27 protein-coding genes are annotated in these 26,378 nt (G+C 66.0%); 6 read left to right on the top strand and 21 right to left on the bottom strand.

Annotated features, from left to right (window positions below; all coding sequences use genetic code 11):
* From JMF82_RS04805 to JMF82_RS04760, 10 genes are all read right to left on the bottom strand, one after another.
* Positions 1-247 (bottom strand): cupin domain-containing protein (locus JMF82_RS04805; protein WP_201313392.1); only part of this gene is annotated, 247 nt, incomplete at its 3' end.
* A gap of 13 nt (positions 248-260) precedes the next feature.
* Positions 261-1,556 carry an argininosuccinate lyase gene (gene argH / locus JMF82_RS04800; protein WP_201313391.1) on the bottom strand — a complete coding sequence of 432 codons (1,296 nt, stop codon included), beginning with the start codon at positions 1,554-1,556 and terminating at the stop codon, positions 261-263.
* A gap of 71 nt (positions 1,557-1,627) precedes the next feature.
* Positions 1,628-2,584: an N-acetyl-gamma-glutamyl-phosphate reductase gene (gene argC / locus JMF82_RS04795; RefSeq protein ID WP_201313390.1), complete on the bottom strand. Its 957-nt coding sequence runs from the start codon at positions 2,582-2,584 to the stop codon at positions 1,628-1,630.
* Positions 2,585-2,587: 3 nt separating this feature from the next.
* On the bottom strand, positions 2,588-3,904 hold the full coding sequence (locus tag JMF82_RS04790) for an acetylglutamate kinase (RefSeq protein WP_201313389.1): 1,317 nt from the start codon (positions 3,902-3,904) through the stop codon (positions 2,588-2,590).
* Positions 3,905-3,919: 15 nt separating this feature from the next.
* Complete coding sequence (locus tag JMF82_RS04785) at positions 3,920-5,053, bottom strand: acetylornithine deacetylase (RefSeq protein ID WP_201313388.1); 1,134 nt, start codon at positions 5,051-5,053, stop codon at positions 3,920-3,922.
* Between the two features lie 81 nt (positions 5,054-5,134).
* Positions 5,135-6,328 (bottom strand): argininosuccinate synthase, encoded by a 1,194-nt coding sequence (locus JMF82_RS04780; RefSeq protein ID WP_201313387.1) that lies wholly within the window; start codon positions 6,326-6,328, stop codon positions 5,135-5,137.
* 40 nt (positions 6,329-6,368) lie between these two features.
* The gene (locus tag JMF82_RS04775) at positions 6,369-6,848 is read right to left on the bottom strand and encodes an OsmC family protein (protein ID WP_201313386.1); all 480 of its coding nucleotides are present in this window, start codon (positions 6,846-6,848) and stop codon (positions 6,369-6,371) included.
* Positions 6,845-7,486, bottom strand: coding sequence for an FMN-binding negative transcriptional regulator (locus tag JMF82_RS04770; protein WP_201313385.1), 642 nt, complete (start codon positions 7,484-7,486; stop codon positions 6,845-6,847). The genes JMF82_RS04775 and JMF82_RS04770 overlap by 4 nt, the downstream gene beginning before the upstream one ends.
* A gap of 7 nt (positions 7,487-7,493) precedes the next feature.
* The gene (locus tag JMF82_RS04765) at positions 7,494-8,501 is read right to left on the bottom strand and encodes an N-acetylornithine carbamoyltransferase (RefSeq protein ID WP_201313384.1); all 1,008 of its coding nucleotides are present in this window, start codon (positions 8,499-8,501) and stop codon (positions 7,494-7,496) included.
* A gap of 312 nt (positions 8,502-8,813) precedes the next feature.
* The gene (locus tag JMF82_RS04760) at positions 8,814-9,359 is read right to left on the bottom strand and encodes a glycine zipper 2TM domain-containing protein (protein ID WP_236585293.1); all 546 of its coding nucleotides are present in this window, start codon (positions 9,357-9,359) and stop codon (positions 8,814-8,816) included.
* Positions 9,360-9,604: 245 nt separating this feature from the next.
* Between JMF82_RS04760 and cysS the strand changes: the two genes are divergently transcribed.
* Positions 9,605-10,990, top strand: a complete 1,386-nt coding sequence (gene cysS / locus JMF82_RS04755) for a cysteine--tRNA ligase (RefSeq protein WP_201313383.1) — start codon at positions 9,605-9,607, stop codon at positions 10,988-10,990.
* A gap of 64 nt (positions 10,991-11,054) precedes the next feature.
* On the top strand, positions 11,055-11,489 hold the full coding sequence (locus JMF82_RS04750; protein WP_201313382.1) for a SufE family protein: 435 nt from the start codon (positions 11,055-11,057) through the stop codon (positions 11,487-11,489).
* 169 nt (positions 11,490-11,658) lie between these two features.
* On the opposite strand, the gene dksA is transcribed toward JMF82_RS04750, so the two are convergent.
* Entirely contained in the window at positions 11,659-12,738 is a 1,080-nt protein-coding gene (dksA, locus tag JMF82_RS04745; RefSeq protein WP_201313381.1) for an RNA polymerase-binding protein DksA, read from the bottom strand.
* Between the two features lie 125 nt (positions 12,739-12,863).
* Between dksA and yidD the strand changes: the two genes are divergently transcribed.
* Positions 12,864-13,124, top strand: coding sequence for a membrane protein insertion efficiency factor YidD (gene yidD / locus JMF82_RS04740; RefSeq protein WP_201313380.1), 261 nt, complete (start codon positions 12,864-12,866; stop codon positions 13,122-13,124).
* A complete protein-coding gene (locus JMF82_RS04735; protein WP_201313379.1) occupies positions 13,114-14,451 on the top strand; it encodes a dihydroorotase in 1,338 nt (445 codons plus the stop codon). Before yidD ends, JMF82_RS04735 begins: the two co-directional genes overlap by 11 nt.
* A 21-nt stretch (positions 14,452-14,472) precedes the next feature.
* Here JMF82_RS04735 and JMF82_RS04730 read toward each other — a convergent pair whose 3' ends face one another.
* The 8 genes from JMF82_RS04730 to efp form a co-directional block, all read right to left on the bottom strand.
* Positions 14,473-14,931, bottom strand: coding sequence for a YbaY family lipoprotein (locus JMF82_RS04730; protein ID WP_201313378.1), 459 nt, complete (start codon positions 14,929-14,931; stop codon positions 14,473-14,475).
* Between the two features lie 65 nt (positions 14,932-14,996).
* Positions 14,997-15,950, bottom strand: a complete 954-nt coding sequence (gene folE2, locus JMF82_RS04725; protein WP_201313377.1) for a GTP cyclohydrolase FolE2 — start codon at positions 15,948-15,950, stop codon at positions 14,997-14,999.
* 294 nt (positions 15,951-16,244) lie between these two features.
* Positions 16,245-17,084, bottom strand: a complete 840-nt coding sequence (locus JMF82_RS04720) for a squalene/phytoene synthase family protein (RefSeq protein WP_201313376.1) — start codon at positions 17,082-17,084, stop codon at positions 16,245-16,247.
* Positions 17,081-17,752 (bottom strand): HAD-IA family hydrolase, encoded by a 672-nt coding sequence (locus tag JMF82_RS04715; RefSeq protein WP_201313375.1) that lies wholly within the window; start codon positions 17,750-17,752, stop codon positions 17,081-17,083. The genes JMF82_RS04720 and JMF82_RS04715 overlap by 4 nt, the downstream gene beginning before the upstream one ends.
* Entirely contained in the window at positions 17,749-18,495 is a 747-nt protein-coding gene (gene ubiG, locus JMF82_RS04710; RefSeq protein ID WP_201313374.1) for a bifunctional 2-polyprenyl-6-hydroxyphenol methylase/3-demethylubiquinol 3-O-methyltransferase UbiG, read from the bottom strand. The genes JMF82_RS04715 and ubiG overlap by 4 nt, the downstream gene beginning before the upstream one ends.
* Positions 18,496-18,526: 31 nt before the next feature.
* The gene (locus JMF82_RS04705) at positions 18,527-18,781 is read right to left on the bottom strand and encodes a YciI family protein (protein ID WP_201313373.1); all 255 of its coding nucleotides are present in this window, start codon (positions 18,779-18,781) and stop codon (positions 18,527-18,529) included.
* Positions 18,782-18,790: 9 nt separating this feature from the next.
* Positions 18,791-20,131, bottom strand: coding sequence for a TRZ/ATZ family hydrolase (locus tag JMF82_RS04700; protein ID WP_201313372.1), 1,341 nt, complete (start codon positions 20,129-20,131; stop codon positions 18,791-18,793).
* Between the two features lie 262 nt (positions 20,132-20,393).
* Positions 20,394-20,963 carry an elongation factor P gene (efp, locus tag JMF82_RS04695; protein WP_201313371.1) on the bottom strand — a complete coding sequence of 190 codons (570 nt, stop codon included), beginning with the start codon at positions 20,961-20,963 and terminating at the stop codon, positions 20,394-20,396.
* 83 nt (positions 20,964-21,046) lie between these two features.
* On the opposite strand from efp, the gene epmB reads away from it, so the two are divergent.
* Positions 21,047-22,057: an EF-P beta-lysylation protein EpmB gene (epmB, locus tag JMF82_RS04690; protein ID WP_201313370.1), complete on the top strand. Its 1,011-nt coding sequence runs from the start codon at positions 21,047-21,049 to the stop codon at positions 22,055-22,057.
* Between the two features lie 163 nt (positions 22,058-22,220).
* Positions 22,221-24,263 (top strand): EAL domain-containing protein, encoded by a 2,043-nt coding sequence (locus JMF82_RS04685; RefSeq protein WP_201313369.1) that lies wholly within the window; start codon positions 22,221-22,223, stop codon positions 24,261-24,263.
* 906 nt (positions 24,264-25,169) lie between these two features.
* Here JMF82_RS04685 and rplS read toward each other — a convergent pair.
* A complete protein-coding gene (gene rplS, locus JMF82_RS04680; RefSeq protein ID WP_201313368.1) occupies positions 25,170-25,559 on the bottom strand; it encodes a 50S ribosomal protein L19 in 390 nt (129 codons plus the stop codon).
* 26 nt (positions 25,560-25,585) lie between these two features.
* The gene (trmD, locus tag JMF82_RS04675) at positions 25,586-26,353 is read right to left on the bottom strand and encodes a tRNA (guanosine(37)-N1)-methyltransferase TrmD (RefSeq protein ID WP_201313367.1); all 768 of its coding nucleotides are present in this window, start codon (positions 26,351-26,353) and stop codon (positions 25,586-25,588) included.
* Between the last annotated feature and the right edge of the window lie 25 nt (positions 26,354-26,378).

Here is a 26,378-nt window from a genome sequence, read left to right as displayed (position 1 = left end):
CGGGAGGAACGTGCAACCCCTCGCCCTTGCGCAACCGGTGCGTATCGCCCGCCAGCTCGATGCTGAGCTCGCCTTCGAGCACGTAGAAAAACTGCCGTGCCCGCGCGTGCCGGTGGCGGACCTCGCTCGCGCCGCCGGGCATGCGCTCCTCGATCACGCTGAGGTCCGCACCGGCCAGCAGATGCCAGCCGTCGCAACCCCGTCCCCACGTGTAGTGCTCGGCATTCCCTGTGCTGACAGTCCCCATGCCGAATCCTCGTTTAGCCGTCCAGATGACTCAGCCGATCGTGCAATTCGCCCAGGCGCAGGTCGTTGCCCGAGCCAGGCGAGACGCGTGCCGCCAGGCTGCCTTCGGGCGTACGCCCCTCGCCTGCCGATGCCGCGGCGTCCGCCGCCGCGCGATAAGCGTCGCGGAAGGGCACGCCGGCCGCGGCCTGCTCGATCGCCACGTCGGTGGCATACATGGCGGGCTCGATCGCCGCGCGCATGGCCGGCTCGTTCCAGGCCAGGCGGGCCAGCAGATCAGGAACCAGCTCCAGCGCGGCCAGGCCGTGGCGGCAGCCGTGGAACAGCGAACCCTTGGAGAACTGCAGGTCACGCTGGTAGCCCGAGGGCAACGACAGCAGTTGTTCGATCTCCGTACGCGCCGCCGCCACGCTGGCGTAGCTGGCGCGCAGCAGTTCCACCACGTCGGGGTTGCGCTTGTTCGGCATGATCGAGCTGCCGGTGGTGTATTCCGAAGGCAGCTTCACGAAATCAAACTCGGCCGTGGTGAACAGCGAGAGATCCCACGCGAGGCGGCGGACGTCCAAAAGCGCACCGGCGATCGCCTCCAGCACGGCCATTTCGAACTTGCCACGCGAGAGCTGCGCGTAGATCGGCGACACCTGCATGCGGGCAAAGCCCAACGCCTGCGTGGTGTGTTCGCGATCGAGCTTCAGGTTGACGCCATAGCCGGCCGCCGTGCCCAGCGGATTGGCATCGATCAGCGCCGCGGTCTGCCGTGCGCGCAGGGCATTGTCGATGAAGCCTTCGGCAAAACCCGCGAACCACATGGCCGTGGACGACACCACGGCGCGTTGCAGGTGCGTATAGCCCGGCAGCGGGATCGATGGCTGCGCTGCGCGATCGAGGCACACCTGGGCGATGGCCTTGCAGTGCTGTTCCAGCGATGCCAGCTGCTCCTTCAGCCACAGGCGCGTGGCAACCAGGATCTGGTCGTTGCGGCTGCGCCCCGTGTGCACGCGACGTCCCGCGTCGCCCAGGCGCTCGGTCAGGCGCGCCTCGATGGCCGAGTGGCCGTCTTCATAGCGCTCATCCAGCACGAAGTTGCCTGCACGGAAGTCCTCGGCCAGCACGTCGAGCTCGCGCTTGAGCGCAGAGGCCTCGTCCGTGCTGACCACGCCGATATTGGCGAGTCCTTCGACATGCGCCTTGCTGGCCGTGATGTCGTGCAGGAAGAACTCACGATCCAGCAGCACGTCATCACCCGCGAGGAACTTCATGATGCGGGCGTCGATCTTGATGTTGGATTTTTGCCAGAGGGGTTGGGTCATGGAAAGTGTCCCGCAAACGTTGGGTAGTGCGACCCGCTTGCCCACCATTCCGGCGCAGGCCGGAATGACGGTCAGGCAAGCGGAATCGCGGTGTACTCGTCCACGCCAATGGCGCGATTGATGTTCTGCATGGCCTGCGTCGCGGCCCCCTTGAGCAGGTTGTCCAAGGTCGCCACCACCACCACGCGCTTGCCATCGTTGGACACGGCGAAGCCGCCGATATCGACATGGTGCTTGTGCGCGATGTGGCTGACCCACGGCGCTTCGTCGACGACATGCACCAGCTTCTCGCCATCATAGGCACCATGGAAGCGCTTGACGATGTCTTCGCGCTTCACCTGGCGGGCGAGATACAAGTTGGTGGTGACGGTGAGGCCACGGAAATGCGGCGCCACGTGCGGCATGAACTCCACCGGCACGCCGAGGTGGCGGCTCGCCTCCTTCTCGTGCATGTGTCCGGTGAGCGAGTACGGCATCAGGTTGTCGCGCAGCTTTTCAGGATCATTGCGATCCGACGGCGTGGTGCCGGCGCCAGAGTAACCCGACACGCCGAAGCTCACCGGCGGCGCAGCCAGCAGGTCCTTCAACGGCGCAATGGAAAGCTGCACGGCAGTGGCGTAGCAGCCCGGGTTGCTGATGCGCTTTTCGCCACGCCAACGTTCGCGAGTCAACTCCGGCAGGCCGTAGTACCACTTCTCGTTGAAGCGATAGTCGGCGGAAAGATCGACGATCAGCGTTTCCGGCCTGGCCTTGTCGATCGCTTCCACGTACGGCGCCGCCTTGCCGTTCGGCAAGGCCAGCACCACCACGTCGGCGCCCTGCGCCGCCACGGCGTCGGCGTCAAGGCTGGCGTAGCGCAGCTCGCCCTGGAAGCCCTCCACCTGATCGGCCACGCGCTGGCCATCGAGTTCGCGCGAGGATACGAAGGCCAGCTCAAGCTCGGGATGCGCCGCCACCAACCGGATCAGTTCGGCGCCGGTATGGCCACGCGCACCGACGATGCCAATGCGATGCTTGGGTCTACTCATGATTCAGTCCACCAAAGTCGGCAGGCGTTGGGCGCAATGCGCCACGCAGCGTGCGATCGTGTCGAAGTCTTCGATGCCATACCAGAACACCTTCCAGCGCGGCTGCTTGAGGCAGCCATCCGATTCGGCATAGTAGAAATGGTTGACGTTGTTGCCATGGCGCGAGCGCCAGAACAGCTGCGGGTTTTCCTCGCGCATCACCTGCCATACGGCGCGGCCGAGGCCTTCGCCCTGCGCGTCGTCCAGCACGGCGAACTTGTCCAGGTACGGCAGCCCGTCTTCCAGGGTGAGGATCATCGCCGTGCGATAGTTCTCGCTCACATACACGCGGAACGGCCTGGTGCGCTCGAAGTAGTCCGCTACCAGGGTGCGGCCGAAGCTGGACTCGATCAAATCGCGCATGCGCGCGAGGTCGATGCCCTCCCACGACTCGAAGCGCTTCACCTTCTCGCCGCGACGCACCAGCGTGCCCGAACCCTTGTGGGTGAACAGCTCCTTGGCCAGTTCCGACGGCTGGGTGATCGACACCGACGAGGTGAGTGGCAGGTCGTTCAACAGGTCGGCGATCTGCTCGATCTTCACGCGCATGCCGCCGTTGATCCACGGCTGCGACATGAGGTGTTCGAACTCGGTGCTGAGGTTGATCGAGTCGATGATGCGCCCCTGGTCGTCCAGCAGGCCACCCGTGCCGGTGAGGAACACGATCTTGTACGGCTGCAGCACGCGCACCAGCTCGTTGGCGGCGAAGTCGGCGTTGACGTTGAGGATCTGGCCTTCTTCCGTCTCGCCCATGCTGGCGATGACCGGGATCGAGCCCGCGCGCAGGCTCGCCTCGATCGGCGCCAGGTTGATGCGGCTGACCTTGCCGACCAGGCCGTAGGTGTCGCGATCCAGGTAGGTCGACGTGAATACGCCCGACAGCACCGAGGTGGCGCGCGTATCCATGGTCTGCAGCGCCTCGACCAGGCGCAGGTTCTGTTCCTGGAACACCTTGCGTACGATGGCCAGCGCCTTCGGCGTGGTCACGCGCAGTCCATTCACCGTGTGTTTCTCGATGCCGGCAGCGGAAAGCTCCTCGTCCAGCTGCGGACCCGCGCCGTGCAGCACGATCGGCGTCAGGCCCACCTGCTGCAGGAAGGTCAGCGACGAGGTCAGCGCCGGCAGGTCGTCGCGCAGCACGGCGCCGCCGACCTTCACCACGGCGAAGCGCTTGGCGTCGAGCTGCGAAAAGCGCTTGAGGTATTGCTGGATCTCCTTCGCGCTGCCCATGCTCGAAAGCAGGCGGACGATGGTTTTCCTGGTGTGCTTGTGGGATTCCATAGTTATCCTTTGCGCTCATCCATGAGCGCGGGAATCAAAAAGTGGCCTTCCCTGGCCACGCTTTCCAACGATGCGGTAAATGGTGTCGGCGTAGTGCTTCAGTTGATCGAGCGAAACCCACTCGTCGGCGGTATGCGCCTGTGCGATGTCGCCAGGGCCGTAGACGAAGCTGATGTAGCCGGCGGCGGAGAACAGCGCCGCTTCCGTCCAGAAGTCCACGGCATTGCCGATCGGGATGTCCAGCTCGTCGGCCAGGTCGCGCGCGGCGAGGCGACGCGCCTCTGCCGTGGCCGTGTCGCCGGCCGGCAGCGAATCGCCGCGGAACAGTTCCTCGAATTCCACCGGCTGCGGCTCGACCAGCGTGCGGAAAGCGTGCAGCAGCTGATCCGGCGCCATGGTCGGCAGCGGACGGAAGCCGAAACGCACATCTGCCGACGGGGCGATCATGTTCGCCTTGATGCCGCCATCCACGCGACCGATGTTGAAACGCAGGCCGGTCAGGCCACCGAAACGTTCGTGCGCCTGCTTCTCCACGTAGTCGAGCGCGGCGCCGCCCCAACGGATGGCCTGGTGAACCGCACTGTCGCTCGGCTTCTGCTCGCCCGATGCGTGCCCGGCACTGCCCTTGAAGCGCATCTGCACCGAATGGATGCCGCGATGCGCAAGCACCGCCTCGCCCTTGGTCGGCTCGGCCACGATCACGGCGTCGTACGACGGCTTGTCCTTGAGGAAGCCGGCGATGCAGCGCGGGTCGTTGGCCTCTTCGTCGGTGGACAGCAGCAAGGCCATGTCACCATCGGTTGCATGGGCCACCGCAAGCAACGCGGCCGCGGCACCCTTGATATCGCAGGCACCCAGGCCGATGGCACGGTCTTCCGTCACGCGCAGCTCGTGCGGATTGGCCGTCCAATGCGGTGAGTCGGGCACGGTATCCAGGTGCACGTTGAACAGTACCCTGGGGTTGCCGCGCACGGCGTACAGGGTCACGGCGCCGGCGCCGTAATCGGTCACGCTGACGTCGAAGCCCGGCAGGTTGTCACGCAGGTAATCGAAAATGCCGCCCGTGCCGATCTCGCGCGGCGGATTGCGCGTGTCATGGCTGACCAGCGCGCGAAGATGTCGGAGGGTGTCGTCCAGTAGTGCGCTCATGCGATCGTCTGTTGAAAGGATGACCTCGAGGGCCAAACCGCCGTCCTTCCGGCTTTCGCCGGAAGGACGATGGCGCCCGGATCAGCTGCGGTTGATTTCCGCCCACAGCGTGCTGCTCATGCCGAACAGCTTGATGAAGCCCTCGGCTTCTTCCACGCCCCAGTCCGCCGACTGCGCGTAGGTAGCGCCCTTCGCGTTGAGGATATGCGGCGAGCGCACTTCCACCGCGGTGACCTGGGCGCCGCTCGTTTCCAGCACGACTTCGCCGTTCACCTGGCTCTGGCTGGAAGCCAGGTACGCCTCGAGATCGGTCTTGATCGGGTCGTGGAAGAAGCCTTCGTACACGACCTCGACCCACTTGCGCGCCACCTCCGGCTTGAAGCGGTTCTGCTGCTTGGTCAGCACCGCCTCTTCCAGCGCGCGGTGCGCGGCAAGCAGCGAGATCAGGCCCGGCGCTTCATACACGATGCGGCCCTTGAGGCCGATGGTGGTGTCCCCGGTGTACATGCCGCGGCCCACGCCGTACGGCGCGAACAGCTCGTTGAGCTTCGCCAGCAGCTTGGCGCCCGGCAGCTTCTGGCCATCGAGCGACACCGCCTCGCCCTTCTCGAAGCCGATCGTCACCGACAGCTTTTCGGACGGCCATTCGGCGCGCGGCTTGCACCAGCCACGGGCGCCGTCGCCCGGCGTCTTCCAATGATCGATCTCGCCACCGGACAGCGTCACGCCCAGCAGGTTCTCGTTGATGGTGTAGCTCTTCTGCTTGGCGCGCACGTCGAAGCCGCGCTCTTCCAGATAGGCCTGCTCGTAGGCGCGGGTCTGGGTGTGCTCCTTCTGGATCTCGCGGATGGGCGCCACGATCTCGTAGTCACCCAGCGCCTTCACGGCCAGGTCGAAACGGACCTGGTCGTTGCCCATGCCGGTGCAGCCGTGCGCGATGGCCTTGGTGCCCAGCTCCTTGGCGCGCGCGATCGCGGCGTCCACGATCAGGTAGCGGTCGGACACCAGCAGCGGATACTGGCCCTGGTAGGCCTCGCCGGCCTGCACGAAGGGCTTCACGAAACCGTTCCAGATGGCCGGGCCGCCGTCCACGGTGACGTGGCTCGCCACGCCCAGTTCCTTGGCGCGCTGCTCGATGTAGGCGCGCTCCTCGGCGTCCACGCCGCCGGTATCGGCGAACACGGTGTGCACGGCCCAGCCGCGCTCCTTGAGGTAGGGCACGCAGAAGCTGGTGTCGAGGCCGCCGGAGAAGGCGAGGACGATGTCTTTGCTCATGGCTTGCAGATCCTGATTTGGATGGCTAAACGGTAGACGGTCAAACCGATTCGACAATGATGCGCGGTTCGCAGCGCACGGGGAAGTTCACGGAATTGGCGATGAAGCAGCCATGGTGGGCGGCGTCGTGCGCTGCCCCGGCCTTGGCCGCATCGCTGCCGGCGGTGATGGTGACGACGGGGCGAAGCACCACTTCGGTGAAGTGGCCGCCGTGCACGTCCGTCTCCATGGTGCCTTCGGCGCTGTCGGCATAGGCGGTGACGACCACGCCGGCGAGCACCGCCTGGTGCAGGTACGACAACATGTGGCAGGTGGACAGCGCGGTGACCAGCATGTCCTCCGGGTTGTACTTGCTCGCATCGCCACGGAACATGGGGTCGGACGAGCCCTCGATGGCCGGCTTGCCCGCGATGCGGATCTCGTGCCCGCGACCGTAACCCTGGTAGGTGCTGGTGCCGGTGCCCTGGTTGCCGGTCCAGGTCACTTCGACCTTGTAGTGATGCTGGTGCGTATGGCTCACGGCCTGCCCCTTTCCTGTGGAGAGATGTGCTGTTGCGACATGAGTTCGGCCAGCGCCCCGTCGGCGCGGCGAGCGCGCTGTTGCAGGCCGGCCATCACGCCCGCGCGATTGGCGGCCGGATGGTTCTGGCTCAGCTTGAACTTGCCTTCGATGCGTTCGATCCGGATTTCCAGGCCGGTGATCGCGTGCAGCATCTTTTCGATGTGATCTTCCGGCGCTTCGGACACGCGCCACGGCTCCGGTTGCCCGGCTTCATGGCGATCGGTCAGCCGCTCCAGCAGGCCGCGCAGCCACGCCGCCTCATGGGTGACGCGCAAGCGGCCATGGACATGCACCACCGCGTAGTTCCAGGTCGGCACCTCGCGGTGGGTTTCCCGCTTGCTCGGGTACCAGTTCGGGCTCACGTAGCCGTCGGGACCACGGAAGACCACCAGGACCTCGGCGCCGTCCAGCTTCGCCAGCTCATTGCCGCGCGCCACGTGGCCGTGCAGCCGTGTCTCGTCGACCAGTTCCAGCGGCAGGTGGTTGGCGCATGGGCCGTCCTCGCCCCACGCGATCACGGTGGCGAACGGATACTCGCGCATCAGCGCGTGCAACTTCTCGCTGCGTGTTTCCTTGAAATGCGCGGGCAGGTACATCCGGGACTCAGCCCCGGCCGATCAGCGAAGCCATCACGGCCTTCTGCACGTGCAGGCGATTCTCGGCTTCATCGATGGCGATGCACGCCGGGGAATCCATCACCGCGTCGGTAGCCTTCACGTTGCGACGCAGCGGCAGGCAGTGGCTGAACAGGCCGTTGTTGGTCAACGCCATCTTCCGCTCATCGACGATGAAGTGCTTGTGCGCGTCGCGGATCGGCTTCTCCTGGTCCCAACGGCCAAAGAACGGCAGCGCGCCCCAGCTCTTCGCATAAACCACGTCGGCGCCGCTGTAGGCTTCCTCGATGTCGTGGCTGACCTTGAGCGAGCCGCCGTTTTCCTTCGCGTTCTGATAGCCGAACTCCATGTAGCGCTCGTCGAGCACGTAGTCCGGCGTCGGGCACAGCAGGGTCACGTCCATGCCCATCTTGGTGGCGATCAGCAGCGCGGAGTTGGCCACCGCGGTGTTGAGCGGCTTGGGGTGATAGGTCCAGGTCAGCACGTACTTCCTGTTCTGCAGGCTGCCCAGGTGTTCCTTCATCGCCATCGCGTGCGCGAGCTCCTGGCACGGATGCGTGATGGTCTCCATGTTGATCACCGGCACCGTGGCGTACCTGGCGAACGCCTTGATGACGTTGTCCTCGCGATCCACCGACCAGTCCTGGAACTTGGGGAAGGCACGCACGGCGATCAGGTCCACATAGCGCGACAGCACGCGCGCCACTTCGGCGATGTGCTCCTCGGTATCGCCATCCATCACGGTGCCCACCTCGAACTCGATCGGCCACGCATCCTTGCCCGGCGCCAGCACAATGGCATGGCCGCCCATATGGAACGCACCGAGTTCGAAACTGGTGCGCGTGCGCATCGACGGGTTGAAGAACATCAGCGCCACCGACTTGCCGGCCAGCTGCTGGCCGCGGGGCGAGCGCTTGAAGGCAGCGGCCTGTTCAAGCAGCGCATCGATCTCGGCGCGGCTGTAGTCCTGGGTGGTCAAGAAGTGGCGAAGAGTCATGATCGTGGATGCCTTTGTCGAATCTCGGATTCCGGAAACAAAAAAACCCGGCTGCAGGCCGGGTTTTGTCGTCGATACACATGAAACGCGTGCGACAGCCTACCCGGCCAGATGTCGGACCAGCGGTCGGCGAGCACGCGACGTCATGCCAGCGGCCATGCGGGCGCTGGTAAGGACAGTGGCGGTATAGACGGCTGCGGACATGGGTGTTCCGGGTGGTAGAACGCTCATCATGACGGGATTTTCGCTGCCATGCAACAACGGATGGGGCCTGGACGTCAAAACGCCGCCCGGAGGCGGCGTTCTGTGATCTCAGTCGGCGGGAGAAACGCTTACCCGCACCCTAAGGCGCTCGCCAGGATCATAGTTGAGGCGCGATACGTAGACCTCGCCGCGATAACGGTATTCCACGTCGTATCCCATGATGCGACGCTGCTCGCTGACCGCGGCGACCTGCCGGCAATGGGTCTCGGTGCTCTCGTATTCGCCGCCGCCCGAACGGGACACGCTGTTGCCGACGGCGCCACCGGCAACCGCGCCGGCGACCGTGGCCGCGGTGCGCCCATCGCCCTTGCCCACGGTGCTGCCCAGCACGCCACCCACCACGGCGCCGAGGATGGTGCCGGCCGCACTGCCCTGCGGCGGCGCCGAACGCACCACCGGCTGGTCGTAGCATTCCTGCCGCGGCACCTCGGTGCGGGCCACGCCATACACAGGATCGACGCGCAGCACATCGGCCCACCCGTAATGGGTGTTGTCGTCATTCTGCTGGTATTGCTGCTGGTACCTCGCATCCTGCGCGGACACGCCGGCGGCCATCAAGGACAGCACCAGCGCGGGGAACAACCATCGGGTCACTGCGGCCTCCGCTTAAGGCAATCGGGCGCATCTTTGCGCCTCTTACCATCCATTGCAGCAAATTCACTCTGAATCGACGCTTAGAACCTCGCCTCAAGCCTGACCGTTTCCCGGCGCGGTTCACCCCCCAGCCTGGCGGGGAGGCGACCGGGGCGCCGGCCTGCGCGGCGCCCGGCGGCTTGTTAAGATGCGCGACCGGCTTGCGCTGCCTGGCGCCTGCTTCCACCGTCCGGACCTCCTGACCGATGCCCATTTCGCTCCACAACAGCCTGACGCGCCGCGTCGAACCGTTTGCCCCGCTCGATCCGAACCGGGTGACGATGTACCTGTGTGGACCGACGGTCTACAACTACGTGCACATTGGCAACGCTCGCGGCCCGGTGGTCTTCGACGTGCTGGTCCGGCTGCTGCGCCGCCACTATCCGCACGTGGTGTACGCCCGCAACATCACCGACGTGGACGACAAGATCAATGCCGCCGCCCAGCAGCTGGGCGTGGGCATCGAGAGCATTACCGGCCGCTATGCCGAGGCATATCGCGAAGACATGGCCGCGCTGGGCATTGCGCCGCCGGACGTGGAACCGCACGCCACGACGCATGTCCCGCAGATCATCGCGATGATCGAGCGGCTCATCGCCAGCGGCCACGCCTATGCCGCGGAAGGCCATGTGCTGTTCGAAGTGGAGTCCTACCCCGCCTATGGCGCCCTCTCGGGCCGCGACCCGGAAGAGCTGCTGGCCGGCGCACGCGTCGAAGTGGCGCCGTACAAGAAGAACCCGGGCGACTTCGTGCTGTGGAAGCCCTCCACGCCCGAACTGCCCGGCTGGGACAGCCCCTGGGGCCGCGGCCGCCCCGGCTGGCACATCGAATGCTCGGCGATGAGCGAGGCCCACCTCGGCGAGACCATCGACATCCACGCCGGCGGCGTGGACCTGCAGTTCCCGCACCACGAAAACGAAATTGCCCAGTCCACCTGCGCCCACGGCGGCAAGGTGTTCGCGCGCTACTGGCTGCACAACGGCATGCTGACCTTCAGCGGTCGCAAGATGTCCAAGTCGCTGGGCAACGTGATGCTGGTGCACGAGCTGCTCAAGATGCACCCGCCGGAAGCGCTGCGCCTGTTGCTGCTGCGCGGGCACTATCGTCAGCCACTGGACTGGTCCGACGCCGCCGTCGCCCAGTCGATCAGCACGCTTGATGGCTGGTACCGCGTGCTGCGCGATCTGGCGGACGTCGAGGTGGACAACGATCTTCCGGTACCGGAGGCGGTCGAAGCCGCACTGTGCGACGACCTCAACACGCCCCAGGCACTGGCCGAGCTGTCCCAGCTTGCGGACCTGGCTCGCCAGGCCGGCGATGCGCAGGCGCGGCGCGCCGCCAAATCCGCGCTGCTGGGGGCAGGCGCGATCCTGGGCCTGCTTCAGCAGGATCCGGAGTCGTGGTTCAAGCAGGCATCTGGCGCCACCGAGGTCGACGAGGCGCGCATCGAGGCCTTGCTCGAGGAGCGCCGTGCCGCGCGCGCCGCGCGCGACTTCAAGCGCGCCGATGCGATCCGCGATGAATTGACGTTGATGGGCATCGTCATCGAGGACGGCGCACAGGGCACGCGATGGAGCGTAGCGAAAGGTTGAACAGGCACGCCTTGTCGCCATGACGTGAAAAGCGGCGATCCGGCAAACGCGCGATAATGAAAGCATGAACGCTATTGCCACATCGAGCGCCGAGCAGGCGCAGCAGGACATCGTCGAGGAATTCGGCTTCTTTGGTGACTGGACCGAGCGCTACCAGTACCTCATCGACCTGGGCAAGCAATTGCCGCCCTTTCCCGAGGAGCTGAAGACCGAGGATTACCGCGTGCACGGCTGCCAGTCGCTGGTCTGGCTGGTGCCCAGCGGAAATGTGGAGAAGCTGCATTTTCAGGCGGCCAGCGATTCAGCCATCGTTTCCGGCCTTATCGCGCTGGTGCTGCGCGTCTACTCGGACCGTTCCGCCCGCGAGATCGTCGCCACCGAGCCGCGATTCATCGAAGCCATCGGCCTGGCCAAGCACCTGTCGCCCACGCGCTCGAACGGCCTTGCCGCCATGCTCGCGAAGCTCAAGGCATACGCAGCGGCAACGCTGAACGCCTGAATCCCGGCCGCCGCTGCTTTCGGAACGACCGCGACATGCACGGTTGCGCATGCGGCCGGCGGCATCCGCGACCCTGGCTGCGGACGATGCGCCGGCAAGGGTCGGCCACAAGACAAAAAACAAAGCCCCGCCATGAGCGGGGCTTTGCCTGTCCGGATGTCCGGGCTGATCAGTCGCCCATCTGCTTCTGCAGATGTTCACGGCGCTCCTGCGCGTCCAGCGACAGCGTGGCGATCGGACGGGCGTCGAGACGCTCCAGGCCGATTTCCTCGTCCGTTTCTTCGCAGTAGCCGTACCGGCCTTCTTCGATACGACGCAGGGCCTTGTCGATCTTGGAGATCAGCTTGCGGTAGCGGTCGCGCGTGCGCAGTTCCAGCGAATTTTCTGTTTCGCGGGTGGCGCGCTCGGCCTCGTCGCCCACGTCACGAACTTCGTCACGCAGGTTTTCCATGGTCTGGCGCGACTCTTCCACCAGCTGTTCGCGCCATTCGCGAAGCTTGTTGCGGAAGTAGGCCAGGTGCTTGGGGTTCATGTACTCCTCGTCATTCGAGGGGCGATAACCCTTGGGCAGGTCGATCGTGGTGGTCGAAGGCAGCGCGTAGCGACCGTCTTCCCGTGTAATGCCGTTATCGAGGGTTGCGGATTTGTTCATCGAGGACTGCTGGGCTTTCTGCTTCTTGAGGGGGGTATGACGGGCGGTGGCACTGGCCACCTTGCCGGCAAAGGGTGGAGCTGCCGGCTTGGCCGGCGCCGGAGGTGGCGCCTTGGCCGGTGCCGGCGCCGCGACCTTGGCGGCAACGGGTTGCTGCTTGGCCGGAGCCTCCTTGGCAGCCGGCTTGGCCGGCGCCGCCTTGGCGGGCTTGGCCGGTGCCGCGACCGCCTTGGGCGGCTGCTTCTTGGCCGGAGGGGCCGCCTTCTTGGCGACCGGCTTGGCTACGTGCTTTACCACGGCCGGCTTCTTGGCCGGTGCGGCTTTCTTCGCCGGCGGCTTGGGAGCGGCCTTCTTGACTGCCACGGGCTTGGCGGGGGCCTTGGCGACCTTCTTGGCGACGGCCTTCTTTGCCACCACCTTCTTGGGCGCAGCCTTCTTGGCGACCGGCTTCTTGGCCGGGGCCGCTTTGGCTGTCGCAGCCGGCTTCGCCGCGCGCGCAGTCGCAGTCTTCTTGCTGGTCTTGACGTCCTTCACCTTACCGGCAGGCTTTCCCTTCTGCGGCTTGGTGGCTGTCGCACTACGCGTCGTTTTCGCCATTTCCCTTCACCATTTTGGCCTTGGCGGCCGGGTGTTATAGCCCATGTATCTAACACCGGCAACCTTGCTTCTGGAATACTTGCGACACTACATGCCGCAAACTGTTTCGGCAGCGTAAAACCGTCGTGACCCGACTAATACTTCTACTGCTCGGCTTCTACAAGCGCTGGCTAAGCCCCCTGCTGGGTCAGCACTGCCGCTTCCACCCCAGCTGCTCCGATTATGCACGGATTGCCGTTGCACGCTTCGGACCGCTGCGTGGCGGCATGCTGACCGGCTGGCGCCTGCTGCGCTGCCAGCCATTGTGCGAGGGGGGCGAAGACCCCGTACCCGAGCAGTTCACCTTCCGCCGTTGCGGTTCCGCTGGAGCAAACCATGTCCACTGAGTGGCTGATCAAGAACGCCGAACTGGTCAATGAGGGCCGTCGTTTCCATGCCGACGTGCGGGTCAAGCAGGGCCGCATCGACGCCATAGGCGGCGACCTCGACGCCCGTCCCGGCGAGCAGGTGATCGATGCCAGCGGCCTGTGGCTGTTTCCCGGCATGATCGACGACCAGGTGCATTTCCGCGAACCGGGCCTGACCCAGAAAGCCGACATCGCCCATGAATCGCGCGCCTGCGCCGCCGGCGGCATCACCAGCTTCATGGAGATGCCCAACACCAAGCCGCCGGCACTCGATCGCGACACGCTGGAGGCCAAGTACGCCCGCGCGGCGGAAACCTCGGCCGTGAACTACGCCTTCTACATGGGCGCGAGCAACGACAACCTGGAAGCCATCCGGCGCCTCGACCCGCTGGCGGCGCCGGGCATCAAGGTGTTCATGGGCGCCTCCACCGGCAACATGCTGGTGGACAACCCCGAGGTGCTGGACGGGATCTTCCGCGAGGCGCCCACGCCGATCATCACGCATTGCGAAGACACGCCGATGATCGACGCGAACCTGGCCAAGGCGCATGAGAAGTACGGCGACGACATTCCTGCCCGCGAGCATCCGCTGATCCGCTCGCGCGAGGCATGCATCAAGTCGACCCGCCTGGCCATCGAGCTGGCCCGGCGCCACAACAGCCGGCTGCACGTGCTGCACATCTCCACGGCGGACGAGCTGGCGCTGTTCGAGCCGGGCCCGGTCAAGGGCAAGCGCATCACCGCCGAAACCTGCGTGCACTTCCTGCACTTCGACGACCGCGACTACGAACGCCTGGGTTTCCTGATCAAGTGCAACCCGGCGATCAAGACGGCTGCCGACCGCGAGGCGATCACCCGGGCGCTCGCCGAAGGCCGCCTGGATGTGCTGGCCACCGACCATGCCCCGCACCTGCTGGACGAAAAGGGGCAGCTCTACGACAAGGCGCCGAGCGGCCTGCCGCTGGTGCAGTTCGCCTTGCAGGCGGCGCTGCAGCGCGTGTTCGAGGGCAAGCTGACGCTAGAGCGCGTGGTGGAGGCCGTCACTCATGCGCCGGCCACCCTGTTCGACGTGAAGGAGCGCGGCTTCCTGCGCGAGGGCTACGCCGCCGACCTGGTGCTGGTCGATCCGAACAAGCCGCACACCGTGCGTCGCGAGGAGGTGCTGTCCAAGTGCGCCTGGTCGCCGTTCGAGGGCTATACGTTCAACAGCTCCATTGCCGCCACGTTCGTCAACGGACAGCGCGTATGGGACGGCCAGAACGTGGATGGCAGCGTGCGCGGCCAGCGACTGGCCTTCGCGCGCTGATTTCCCTGCAGGGGCAGTAAATTACGGAACGGCCTTGAGCGTGATGCTCACCGGTCCGTTCTCGCCCGACCGCCCCAACACGCTCGTGCGCGTGTCGTTGATGGCCAGCAGCTTGTCGCCCTGTTGCAGCCGCACGTTGATGGCAAAATCCACGCCATCGCGCAGCTCGGACGGGTCGTAGCTGATCAGGAAATCCACCGGCGAAGCGCCGACAGGCTGGATGCGCTCCTCGGACACGGTACGCGCGGGTGCGTCCTGCCGGCTGACATCGGCCAGCGTCACCAGCAGGTAGGCGTCAGCGGGCACCGCCTGCGGCAGTTCGTAGCGGATGTCGCCCGTGATCGACTTCATCAGCGACTGGTGCACGGGCGCGGGCGTCGCCTTCGCGGCGGGCGCCTCGTCCTTGGCATGACGGGAAAACATCGAACAGCCAGCGAGCGCGAGGACGGCAACGGCCAGCAACGAAAGACGGGACAGCATGAAAATCTCCTGCGGAGCTCGATGAGAGCTCCGGGAATGCTAACAGGCGACGGCGGAACCCTGGCTCAGGCGCAACCCTTGCCCGCGTAGCCGCCTTCGACACCCTTGCTGGCATAGGCCACGGCGTCGTGCGGGTGCAGGCTCTCCTGATGTTCCACGCGGATGTGGAAATCGCTGAGCGCGTCATCGGCATCGAGCGCCTTCTGGATGCGGCGGGCCGCGTCTTCGCAGAACATCAGGTTGCCGCCGTTGGCGAGCGCAAAGGCCTGTTCGTCCTCGCGCTTCACCGCGGTCTGTACCGGCGTACCGAGCGCCTGCTCGGTACGATCGATCAGGTCGATGAGATCGAACTTCGCGCCCTCCGCGGGCCGCACGCGAAGACGCGCGACGCTGCGTTGCGCATGCGGCGTGGCGACGATGCCCTTCTCGCTGCCCAACCACGCAAGCACGGCGGCGTGGTCGATCGGCCGCCCGGCATCGAAATCCTTCGAGAACTGCTCCTGGATCAGCTGGCGCGACAAGGCGGCGGACGCGGGACAGGTCGACGAGTAGACCACTTCGGTGCCCAGCTCGAGCAGGAACGCATCGCCCACCAGGCTGGCCTCGATCGAGACCGGATACGCGCGCCAACCACTGTTGCCGCTGCGCAAGGCCGGGCGCCGCACCAGGTGCTCGAAGCGGATGCTCAGGCAGGCGCGATCGGAAAGATCCTTGTGCGAGTCGAGGAAGCCGCGCAGCAGCTCCCGCAACGACGTGGCGCTCAAGGTCTGCGTGCTCAACGCCTGCTCCACCTGCAGGTACAGGCGGGACATATGGATGCCGCGCTTGTCGGGACGGCGCAGGTTGACGAAGGCGCCGACACGGGCGCTGGCGCGCTGCACGTCGCCGTCTCCTGCATCGAAGCGCACGGGCACTTCGATGCCATCCATGCCGACCCAGTCCAGTTCGCCCGCCAGGTGCGGCTGGGCATGGACGGCCACGTCGGGCATCAGGCGGGCGGTGTTTTCCTCGGTATACATGGTGAATCCTGTGATCCGGCAGGCGCCTGGGCGCCGTGGCCCATCAATCTTGGGGCAGGCTGGTGCCGCCGCAATAGTGGCGTGGGAGAAACGCTGCGTCTTCAAGGATGCCCTGCCCCATGCCACGGGGGCGGCATGTGGCCCAGGAAGCCCGCACGATGCGGGGTGTGACGCCGTCCACGCCGGCCAGCAGTGCCCCGCGACCCGTGGGCTTTCTGGACATCATCCGAAAGGCCGTGCTACCCATCCGCGGACAGCATCGGCGATGCCCCTGCGGCATGGAACGGGGCATCCCTATTCGACCTGCTTTCGCCAGGCCCGCGCCGCCTGCCACGCCTGCCAGACCACGGCCGGACCCTGACGGCCCTGGCCCTGCCGCAGCACGGCCAGCGGGTCCGCCGCCTTGCGTGCCTTGGCGACGAGCGCGCGGCCATGGCGGGATTCCAATCCGCGAAAGGCGCTGAGCGGCCCCGGCAGGCGGTCAGCCTCCCGCCACGCCGCGTGCAGGTCTTCAAGCTGGGCCCGAATGGCGTCCTCGCGTGCGGGGCTGGCCATGCGCAGCTCGTTGCGACTCAGGCCGTGACGAGCCAGGCGCGCCATGGGCAGCGCCAGGCGATCGCGTTCGGCGTCTTCTTCCAGCCGCAGCAGCGAAAACAACAGGTGGGACAAGGTGGCAACACGCGCCGCCCGTGCCGAGAACGCGCCATTGCCGAACCACCACGTGGTTTCCAGTTCGGCGATCGCGCCGTGCAGCAAGGAAGCCGCAGCCACCTGCGCCTCGAAATCGGCGGCGGTGCCCTCCTCCAGCTGAGCCATTGCGCCCAGCACGGGCGCGACCCAGAACTCGGTGGGCAATGCGTGCGCCCGGTCGTCATCGAACAACACCTGGGTCAGCGGATGACGCCCGCCGCTGGCCGCGGCGCCCGAAAGCTCCTCGGCCCACCAGTTCAACTTGGTTGCCGCCACATGGGGCTCGCGAATGCCATACGCGGCGGCGAGCCACTCCTGCTCGAGCGCCGCCAGCGCGATATGGCCGGGGTACTTCTTCGAATCGACGAAGGCCAGCGCAATGCGCTGCTGCGGCTGCACTGCCAACCACTTGTCGATGTAGCTCTGCAGCGCGGTATCGCTCATGCCGCCACCCGGAGCCGGTGGGTGAGATCGGCCGGATGATCGATCACCAGGTCGGCGCCCCACTCTGCCGGATCGCCACCGTCGAGGTACCCCCAGCGCACGGCAACGGTATAAGCCCCCGCCGCACCACCGGCCAGCACGTCGCGACGATCGTCGCCGACGAACAGGCAGCGCGCCGGATCGAGACCCGCGCGTTCGCAGGCAAGCAGCACCGGCGCGGGATCGGGTTTCTTCACCGGCAGCGTGTCGCCCGACACCACGGCGACCATGCGATCGGCCCAGCCAATCCGCTTCACCAGGTCATCGGTGAGGAAGCCGGGCTTGTTGGTGACGATGCCCCAGGCGATGCCCTGGGCTTCGAGCACGGCAAGCAGTTCGTCGACGCCGTCGAACGGACGCGTGTGCTCGGCCATCACGGCCTGGTAGAGCTCGAGATAGCGAGGCAACAGCGGAGCCAGCGCGTCGTCGTCCAGGCCGGGAAACGCGCAGCGCAGGATCGCGCGCGAACCACGCGACACGACTTCGCGCACCATCGCAAAGGGCGGCGCAGGCACCTGCATTTCGTCGCACTGCTTTACCAGGGCGATATACAGGTCCATGGCGCTGTCGAGCAGCGTGCCATCGAGATCGAACAGCACGCCCTGGATGTCTTGGGGGAAAGGCTTCATGCGGGCTTGCGATCGAAGGGCGTCCCCGTGGAACGGGCGCTGATCAGGTAATTCACCGACGTGAAGCGGCTGATCCACGCCTTGCGATTGACCGGGTTGTAGCCAAGGCCGGAAACGTCTTCCACTTCGAGCCCTGCGTGGCGCAGCAGGCGCCCCAGTTCGGACGGCTTGAGGAATTGCGCGTAGTGATGCGTGCCGCGCGGCAGCATGCGCATGAGGTATTCGGCGCCGAGGATCGCTGCGCCGAACGCGGCCGGCGTGCGGTTGAGCGTGGACATCACCACCACGCCGCCCGGCTTCACCATGCGCGCCAGGTCGTTGACCAGCGCGGCGGGATCGGGCACATGCTCGATCAGCTCCATGCAACAGACCGCGTCGAAACCCTCCGGCTCGGACGATGCGAGTTCAGCCGAGGATTGCACGCGATAGTCGACGTGCAGGTTCGGGGCTTCCAATTTCGATTCATGCAGATGCAGGCGCGCGATCTCGATCACCTTCTCGCCCATGTCGATGCCGGTGACCTGTGCGCCCGACTTCGCCAGCGCTTCGCTGAGCAGCCCGCCGCCACAGCCGACATCGGCTACGCGCGCGCCCGGCAGCTTCACGCGTGCCGCCACATAGGCAGCGCGCACGGGATTGAGGTCATGCAACGGACGAGATTCGCCGTCCGGATCCCACCAGCGCGCGGCAAGCTTGCCAAAACGCGCGATTTCCTCGGGGCTGACATTCGCAGCTGCTTGCATCGGTTGCATCCTCAATGACTGACGACAGAGCTTAACGCGCCTGCCATTCGTAGACCGTGATTTCCCAGCCGCCGCTGGTATGGGCCGGATCCTGGTGAGCGATCGAAAGCGCTTCAGCCATGCTCTGCGCGAGCAAGAGATAAGCTCCACCGGACTTGTCGCTGAAACCGCCCGACAGTTCCAGGCGGCCACCCGCGCGCAATCCCTGCAGGAAGTCCACGTGCGGCTGCACCATCGCCGGATCGAAATCCGGGCGGCGCATCGCCATGACGAGATAACGGTTCATGTCGTTGCCTCAGTCCGCATCGATCGCCGCGATGCGCTCGCGCCACGCATGCGTCTTCGCCAGCACGGCGCCGGTGTCGATATCGGTGAGCACGCGTCCCGCGAGCTTGCGCACGCCATGGATCCACACGTCGGTGACCTGGTGGCGGCCCGTCGCATAGGCCAGCTGCGATGCGATGTGGAACAGGGGCTGGGTTTCGAGATCGGACAAGCGGATGGCCGCGAGATCGGCGTGCTTGCCTGTCTCGATGGAGCCGATCTTGTCCTCCAGGCCCATCGCACGGGCGCCATTGAGCGTCGCTGCACGCAAGGCATAGGCGGCATCGAAGGCTGCCGCGTCGTTCGCCACGGCCTTGGCCAGCAGCGCCGCGGTGCGCATCTCGCCGAACATGTCCAGGTCGTTGTTGGACGCGCAGCCATCGGTGCCGATGGCGACGTTCACGCCGGCCTGGCGCAGCTTTTCGGCCGGGCAGAAGCCCGAGGCGAGCTTGAGGTTGGATTCGGGGCAATGCACGACCGATACGCCCGCCTCCGCACACGCGGCGATTTCCGCGTCGGTCAGCTGGGTCATGTGCACGGCAATCAGGCGATCGTTGACGATGCCGAGCTTCTGCAGGCGCTGGAACGGGCGCAGGCCGCTCTTGGCCTTCTCCTCATCCACCTCGTGCGCGGTTTCGTGCGTATGCAGGTGCACCTGGATGTCGAGCTGGTCGGAGAGCACGCGGATGCGCTCGAAGCTCTCGTCCGACACGGTATAAGGGGCGTGCGGGGCGAACGAGGTGCCGATCAGCGCATCACCGAGGAAGCTGTCATGCACTTCGATGGCGCGGTCGAAATATTCGTCCTGCGTCTTCGCCCACGCCGTGGGGAATTCGATCACCGGCAGGCCGACCACCGCGCGGAAGCCCATGCGCTTGTAGGTCGCGCCGATGACGTCCGGGAAGAAGTAGTTCTCGTTGGCGCAGGTGGTGCCGCCGCGGATCATCTCCGCCACCGCCAGCTCGACGCCATCGCGCACGAACTCATGGCCGATCACCTGGCCCTCGACCGGCCAGATGTGCTTCTGCAGCCACACCATCAATGGCAGGTCATCGGCCAGGCCGCGCAGCAAGGTCATCGGGTTGTGCGTGTGGGTGTTGACCAGGCCTGGAATCAGCACGTGCTCGCCCAACTCGGCGCGTTCGCGCGGGGCGTACCTGGCGCGGGCCTCGCTGATGGGCAGCAACGCCACGATCGCGCCCTGGTCGACGGCCACGGCGTGATGCTCGAGCACGACGCCATGCGGTTCCACCGGCACGACCCAGCGGGCTTCGATCAACAGGTCGATGGTTTGCGGATCGGTCTGGCTCATCCTCAGGCTCGCTTTTTCGATGATGGATACGACATGGGGCGGATCACCTCGCGGTGGCCGCCCCATGATGCTCAACCTCTACGTCTCAATCACGTCATTCCGGCGTCGGCCGGAATCCAGCGCTCTGCCGTATGAGGGCGCGAAAGCGGATTCGTGTGCTTCGCACGGCGTATTTCACTGGATGACTCGCTGCGCCTGCCCCTTCGGGGCCGTCCCAGGGACGTTCTTCGCGCTGCGCGCTCGTCCTGCCTTCGCCGGTTCGTCACTTGCCGACGCGGCTGACGTACTCGCCCGTGCGGGTGTCGACCTTGATCACTTCCTCGGTGCTGACGAACAGCGGCACGCGCACCACGGCACCGGTTTCCAGCGTGGCCGGCTTGCCGCCGCCGCCGGAGGTGTCGCCGCGCAGGCCCGGGTCGGTCTCGGTGATCTTCAGTTCGACGAAGTTCGGCGGCTGCACGGCGATGATTTCGCCGTTGAATAGCGTCACCACGCACTCTTCCTCGCCCTTCAGCCACTTGGCGGCATCGCCCATGCCGACCTTGCCGGCCTGGTGCTGCTCGAAGCTTTCCTGGTGCATGAAGTGCCAGAACTCGCCGTCCGAATACAGGTACTGCATGTCGGTATCCACGACGTCGGCGACTTCGAAGCTGTCGCTGGACTTCATGGTCTGCTCGGTGGTGCGGCCGTTCTTCAGGTTGCGGATGAAGATGCGGGTGAACGCCTGGCCCTTGCCGGGCTTGATGAAGTCGGCGTCGGTAATGACCCACGGGTCATTATTGTGAAGGATCTTCATACCCTTCTTGACGTCGTTGAGACCGACGGTGGCCATGCGCTCTGCTCCAGATGTAGCGCCGCCCACGGGCGGCTAGAATAGGGGGTTTCCCGGGCCGTGGGCCCGATTCAAGACCCACTATGATAACCGCAAGCCAAGCCGCCCGCCTATCTCCGCCTGGAACCGACTGGCGCACGCTGTGGCGCGAGGCCGTCACGGACGCCCGCCAATTGCTGGCATGGGTAGGCCTGGAACACCTGGGCGATGCGCTGCCTGCCGGTGACGCCGGCTTCAACGTGCGCGTTCCGCATGGCTTCGTGGCCCGCATGCGGCACGGCGATGCCCGCGATCCCCTCCTGCTGCAGGTCCTGCCGCAGCTGGCGGAAACGCAGCGGGTCCCTGGCTACAGCATCGATGCGGTGGGCGACATGGCTGCGCGCTCGGCCCAGGGCGTGCTGCACAAGTACGAGGGCCGCGCCCTGCTGATCGCCAGCGGCAGCTGCGCCATCAACTGCCGGTACTGCTTCCGACGCCATTTCCCCTACGGCGACGAGATGGCCGCCGCCGGCCAGTGGCGCAAGGCGCTGGACCATGTGCGACAGGATGCATCGATCGGCGAGCTGATCCTCTCCGGCGGCGACCCGCTGTCATTGGCCACGGCCAAGCTGGAAGAGCTGAGCCGCGGCCTGGAAGCCATCCCGCACGTCACCCGCCTGCGCATCCACACCCGCCTCCCGGTGGTGCTGCCCGAACGCGTCGATGACGGCCTCGTCGATTGGCTGGCCAGCCTGCCGCTGCAGAAAGTGGTGGTGCTGCACGCCAACCACGCCAATGAATTCGATGCCTCCGTGGACGCCGCCTGTGCTCGCCTGCGCGAGGCCGGCGTGACGCTGCTCAACCAATCGGTCCTGCTCCGGGGCATCAACGACGAGGCGGACACCTTGGTGGCGCTGTCCGAGCGCCTGTTCGCCGCCGGCGTGCTGCCCTACTACCTGCACCAGCTCGATCGGGTGCAAGGCTCGGCCCATTTCGAAGTGGACGACGCGCGCGCCCTGGCCCTGGTGGAAGCCGTACGCCACCGGCTTCCCGGCTACCTCGTGCCCAGGCTGGTGCGCGAGGTGGGCGGCGAGGCATCCAAGCGGCCGCTGTGATGCAGCCGGCATCTGCGCCGGCGCGCAGTGTGGGCAGGGTCACTGCAGGAATATTTTACGCTAGCCGTAACCGGCGGAATCCGCTAAAACCACGAATGGCCCGCGCCCTGCTGTCCCGGCAGGTTCCACAGCAGCGGCGAACAATGGATAGCTCGACGTGCCCATGAAAACTGACCAGGTCATCAAGATCCTTTTCATCGAAAAGTCAGTCGAAGACGCGGAACAGATCATCAGCCTGCTGCGCAACAACGGCATTGCCGTCCGTCCCGCGCGGGCGACCACCGCGGAACAGATCACCGCCGCGCTGGACGAACTGGGCCCTGACATCGTGCTGTTCGACCCCGCCGTGGGCACGCTGGAGCTGCGCGAAGTGTCCCGCATGCTCGACGCCCACGGCCGCGATCTTTCGCTGGTCGCCCTGGTCGGGCAGGTGGACAACACGGGGGTCACCGAGCTTTTCGTCAACGGCGCGCGCAGCGTGGCCCTGCGCTCGCAACCGCGCCAGCTGATGGCGGTGATCCAGCGCGAGTTCGATGCCCTCAACACGCGGCGCCAGCTGCGCCGCCTGGAAATGGCGCTGCGCGAATCGGAGCGCCGCTGCGACGCCCTGCTCGACTCTTCGACCGACGCCATCGCCTATGTGCACGAAGGCATGCACGTGCGCGCCAACCAGGCCTACCTGGATACCTTCGGCTATACCGAATTCGACGACCTGCTCGGCCTGCCCGTGCTGGACATGGTCGGGCCCACCGACGCCGACGAGTTCAAGAACACGCTCAAGGGGCTCTCCCGCGGCGAGAAGCCCAGCGGTCCGATCGAGCTCCAGGCCCGTCGCGCCGATGCCACCAGCTTCAAGGCAAGCGTCGAGTTCGCCCATGCCACGTTCGAGGGCGAGCCCTGCCTGCAGGTGGTGTTCCGTCGCCAGCAGGTCGACGCCAGCGTGATCGAGCAGTTGCAGCGCGATCCCGTCACCGGCCTGTTCAACCGTTCCCGCATGCTCGAGTGCATCGACCAGGCGGTGGCCGCGGCGACCGAAGGCACCAAGGGCCAGTCGCTGCTGCTGATCGAGCCGGACAACTGGCAGGCGATCGTGGGCGGCGTCGGCCTGGCCAAGGCCGACGAATTGCTCGCCGCCTTCGCCAACCGGGTGGAAGGCCAGCTTGGCGCCCACGACACCGCCGGCCTGCTGGCGGAGCACACGGTCGGCGTGCTGCTGCATACGCGCAACGACGAGGCGATCAAGCAGTGGATCACCGGCCTGCAGCAGGCCATCGCCGGTGGCATCTTCGACCTGGGCAGCCATTCGATCACGGTCACCGCCAGCATCGGCGGCAGCCTGCTGGGCGAGCGCAACGCGAACACCGAGCTGCTGCTCAACCAGGCCAGCCAGTCGTTGCGCAATGCGCAGAGCCAGGGCGGCAACCGCAGCGAGCTGCACGACCCGGCCGCTCGCGAGAAGGCCGAGGAAGAGCGCGAGCGTTACTGGCTGGGCGTGCTCAAGCAGGCGCTCACGCAGGACGACTTCGTGCTGTACCACCAGCAGACCATCAGCCTGCAGGACGCCGAAGGCGAGTTCTCGGAAATCCTGCTGCGCCTCAACGGCCCGCAGGGCGAGGTGCTGCCGGGCTTCTTCATGCCCATCGCCGAGAAGCACAACCTCACCCCGGCAATCGACCGCTGGGTGCTGAACCAGGCCATCGAACACCTGCGCGCCCGCGACCGCAGCGGTTCGCCCAGCACCTTCTTCGTCAAGCTCACCTCCCGCTCGCTGGAAGACACCAAGCTGTTGCCGTGGCTGGGCGAACGCCTCAAACAGGCGGGCCTGAAGAACGGCAAGCTGGTGCTGGAGACCACCGAGAGCAAGGTGGTCACGGCGCTGCGCCCCGCACAGGAGTTCATCAAGGCCTGGAAGGAGCTGGGCGGGCAGTTCGCGCTGGAACAATTCGGTTCGGGCCTCAACTCGTTCCAGCTGCTCAACCATATCGACGCCGACTACCTGAAGATCGACCGCAGCTACATGGCCGACCTGCCGCAACAGGCGGAAAGCCAGAAGAAGGTGGCGGAGATCTGCCGCCAGGCGCGCGAGCTGAAGAAGCAGACCATCGCCGAGTGGGTGGAGGATGCCGCGAGCACGTCGCTGTTGTTTGCCTGCGGGGTGGACTTCGTGCAGGGCAACTTCCTGCAGGAGCCGCAGCGGTTGGCGTGATGGGGCCCTGCCCTGACGCTGGCGTTGGAAGGTTTTTTTGCGGCTGGATGCCTGGCCCCAGGCCGGATGGCCTCGTCTCGCTCCTGCTCCCATCGAGGGACGCGGTTTTGAGGAGCGAGGAAATGGCTGGGGTGAGCACGACGACGTTACCTACTGCCTGCAGGAGCGCACCCAGTACGCGACCGCCGCGTTGCGACGCAGGTTGACCCTGCGCCGTCGCGACCACCGCAGGCGGAGGCGACCATGTCAGCCTGCGGTCGCGCACTGGGTGCGCTCCTACAACGGACGACGGCTTTGAGCTCCTCCGAGCGAAGTGCCGCGTAGCGGCACGAGCCTTCAACCATCCCCTGTGTGGCGGTGAAGGGGGCGATCAGGCCCCAGGGTCCCCGACAGGACGTCATCTTTCGTCCGGACAGGAGCCCTGTCGAAAAGCCCGGCCAGCCCTCACGGACTCGCTAGGCATAGCCAGACAGCGCCCTTTCTCCTTGGCATTGCCACCATCTCGGTGGTTACGTTCTCTTGGGCAAGCAAGAGAACGTGACCGGGCCTTTCCACGGGGACTAGCTACGCGTCGCCCCACGGGACTAGCTACGCGTCGCCCCACGGGACTAGCTACGCGTCGCCGGCATGAGGCCGGAACACCCGCCGCGTAGGCGGCCTGGTCGCTGGAGCGCATGAGGCGGCAACCGGCCACTCACGCTGCTGGATGACCAGTCTTCTACTGTCGTGAAGAGCCCCGGCCTGCGCCGGCATGACGGCAGAGAGGGAGCCATGAGGCAAGCATTCGCCCCTCATCCCACCCCTCCCTTCGAAGGGGAGAGTGAGAAAACCCCGAGCGCACGCCCAAAAGAAAACCCCGCGGATCGCTCCGCGGGGTTTCCAGCAAACCGATAAGAGGCGACCGGGTTACTCGGCAGCAGCCTTCTTCGCAGCCTTGGCGGCGGAGACGGCGGCGACGTCTTCCTTGATGCGGGCAGCCTTGCCTTCCAGGTTGCGCAGGTAGTACAGCTTGGCGCCGCGCACCTTGCCCTTGCGCTTCACTTCGACCGAATCGATGGCCGGGCTGTGGGCCTGGAACACGCGCTCCACGCCGGTGCCGTGCGAGATCTTGCGCACGGTGAAGGCCGAATGCAGGCCGCGGCTGCGCTTGGCGATGACGACGCCCTCGAACGCCTGGACGCGCTCGCGGTTACCTTCCTTCACCTTCACGTTGACCACCACGGTGTCACCAGGGCCGAATTCCGGCAGCTGGCGGGTGATCTGCTCGGCTTCGAACTGTTCGATGATCTTGTTCATGGCAACACCTGTCTAATTTCTCGCCCTTAGTGGGCCGTATCGTCGTGCCGCGACTGCTGAGCATGTTCGCGGCGGAATTCATCCAACAGCGCTCGGGATTCCGCATCCAGCGCGCGCTGCGCCAAAAGATCGGGACGCCGCAACCAGGTCCGTCCCAGCGATTGCTTCAGGCGCCAACGGCGGATCGCCGCGTGGTCACCGGAAAGCAGTACGTCCGGTACGTCGCCCAGTGCGTCATGCACCGGTTTTGCATAGTGCGGGCAATCCAGCAGTCCGTCCGAAAACGAATCCTGCTGCGCCGACTGCGCGTCGTTCAACGCGCCGTCCTGCAAGCGGCCCACGGCATCGATGATCACTGCCGCACCCAGCTCGCCGCCGGACAACACATAATCGCCGATGGAAATCTCCTCGTCGACCTCGTGCGCCAGCAGACGCTCGTCCACACCCTCGTAACGCCCACAGAGCAAGGCGATGCGCGGCAGCTTCGCCAGCGCTTCCACCCTGCCCTGCGTCAGCCGCGCTCCCTGCGGACTGAGGTAAATCACGTGCACCGGTTCCGGTGCGGCCTCGCGCACGGCCTTGAGGGCCTCGCGCAAAGGCTGGATCAGCATCACCATCCCGGGCCCGCCGCCGCAGGTGCGGCCGTCCACGGTGCGGTAATTGTCGGTGGCGAAGTCGCGCGGGTTCCAGGTTTCCACCTGCAGCAACTCACGCTGCTGCGCACGTCCCACGACACCAACGGCAGCACACTGGCGCATGAAGTCGGGAAACAACGTGACGACGTCGATGCGCATGATCCTCAACCCTTGTGGCGGCGCT

Origin of the sequence: Dyella sp. EPa41 (genome assembly GCF_016586165.1) — a bacterium.
Lineage (GTDB): Bacteria > Pseudomonadota > Gammaproteobacteria > Xanthomonadales > Rhodanobacteraceae > Dyella.
The sequence above is the reverse complement of the archived record's forward strand: the minus strand, read 5'-3'. Positions and strand labels throughout refer to the sequence as shown.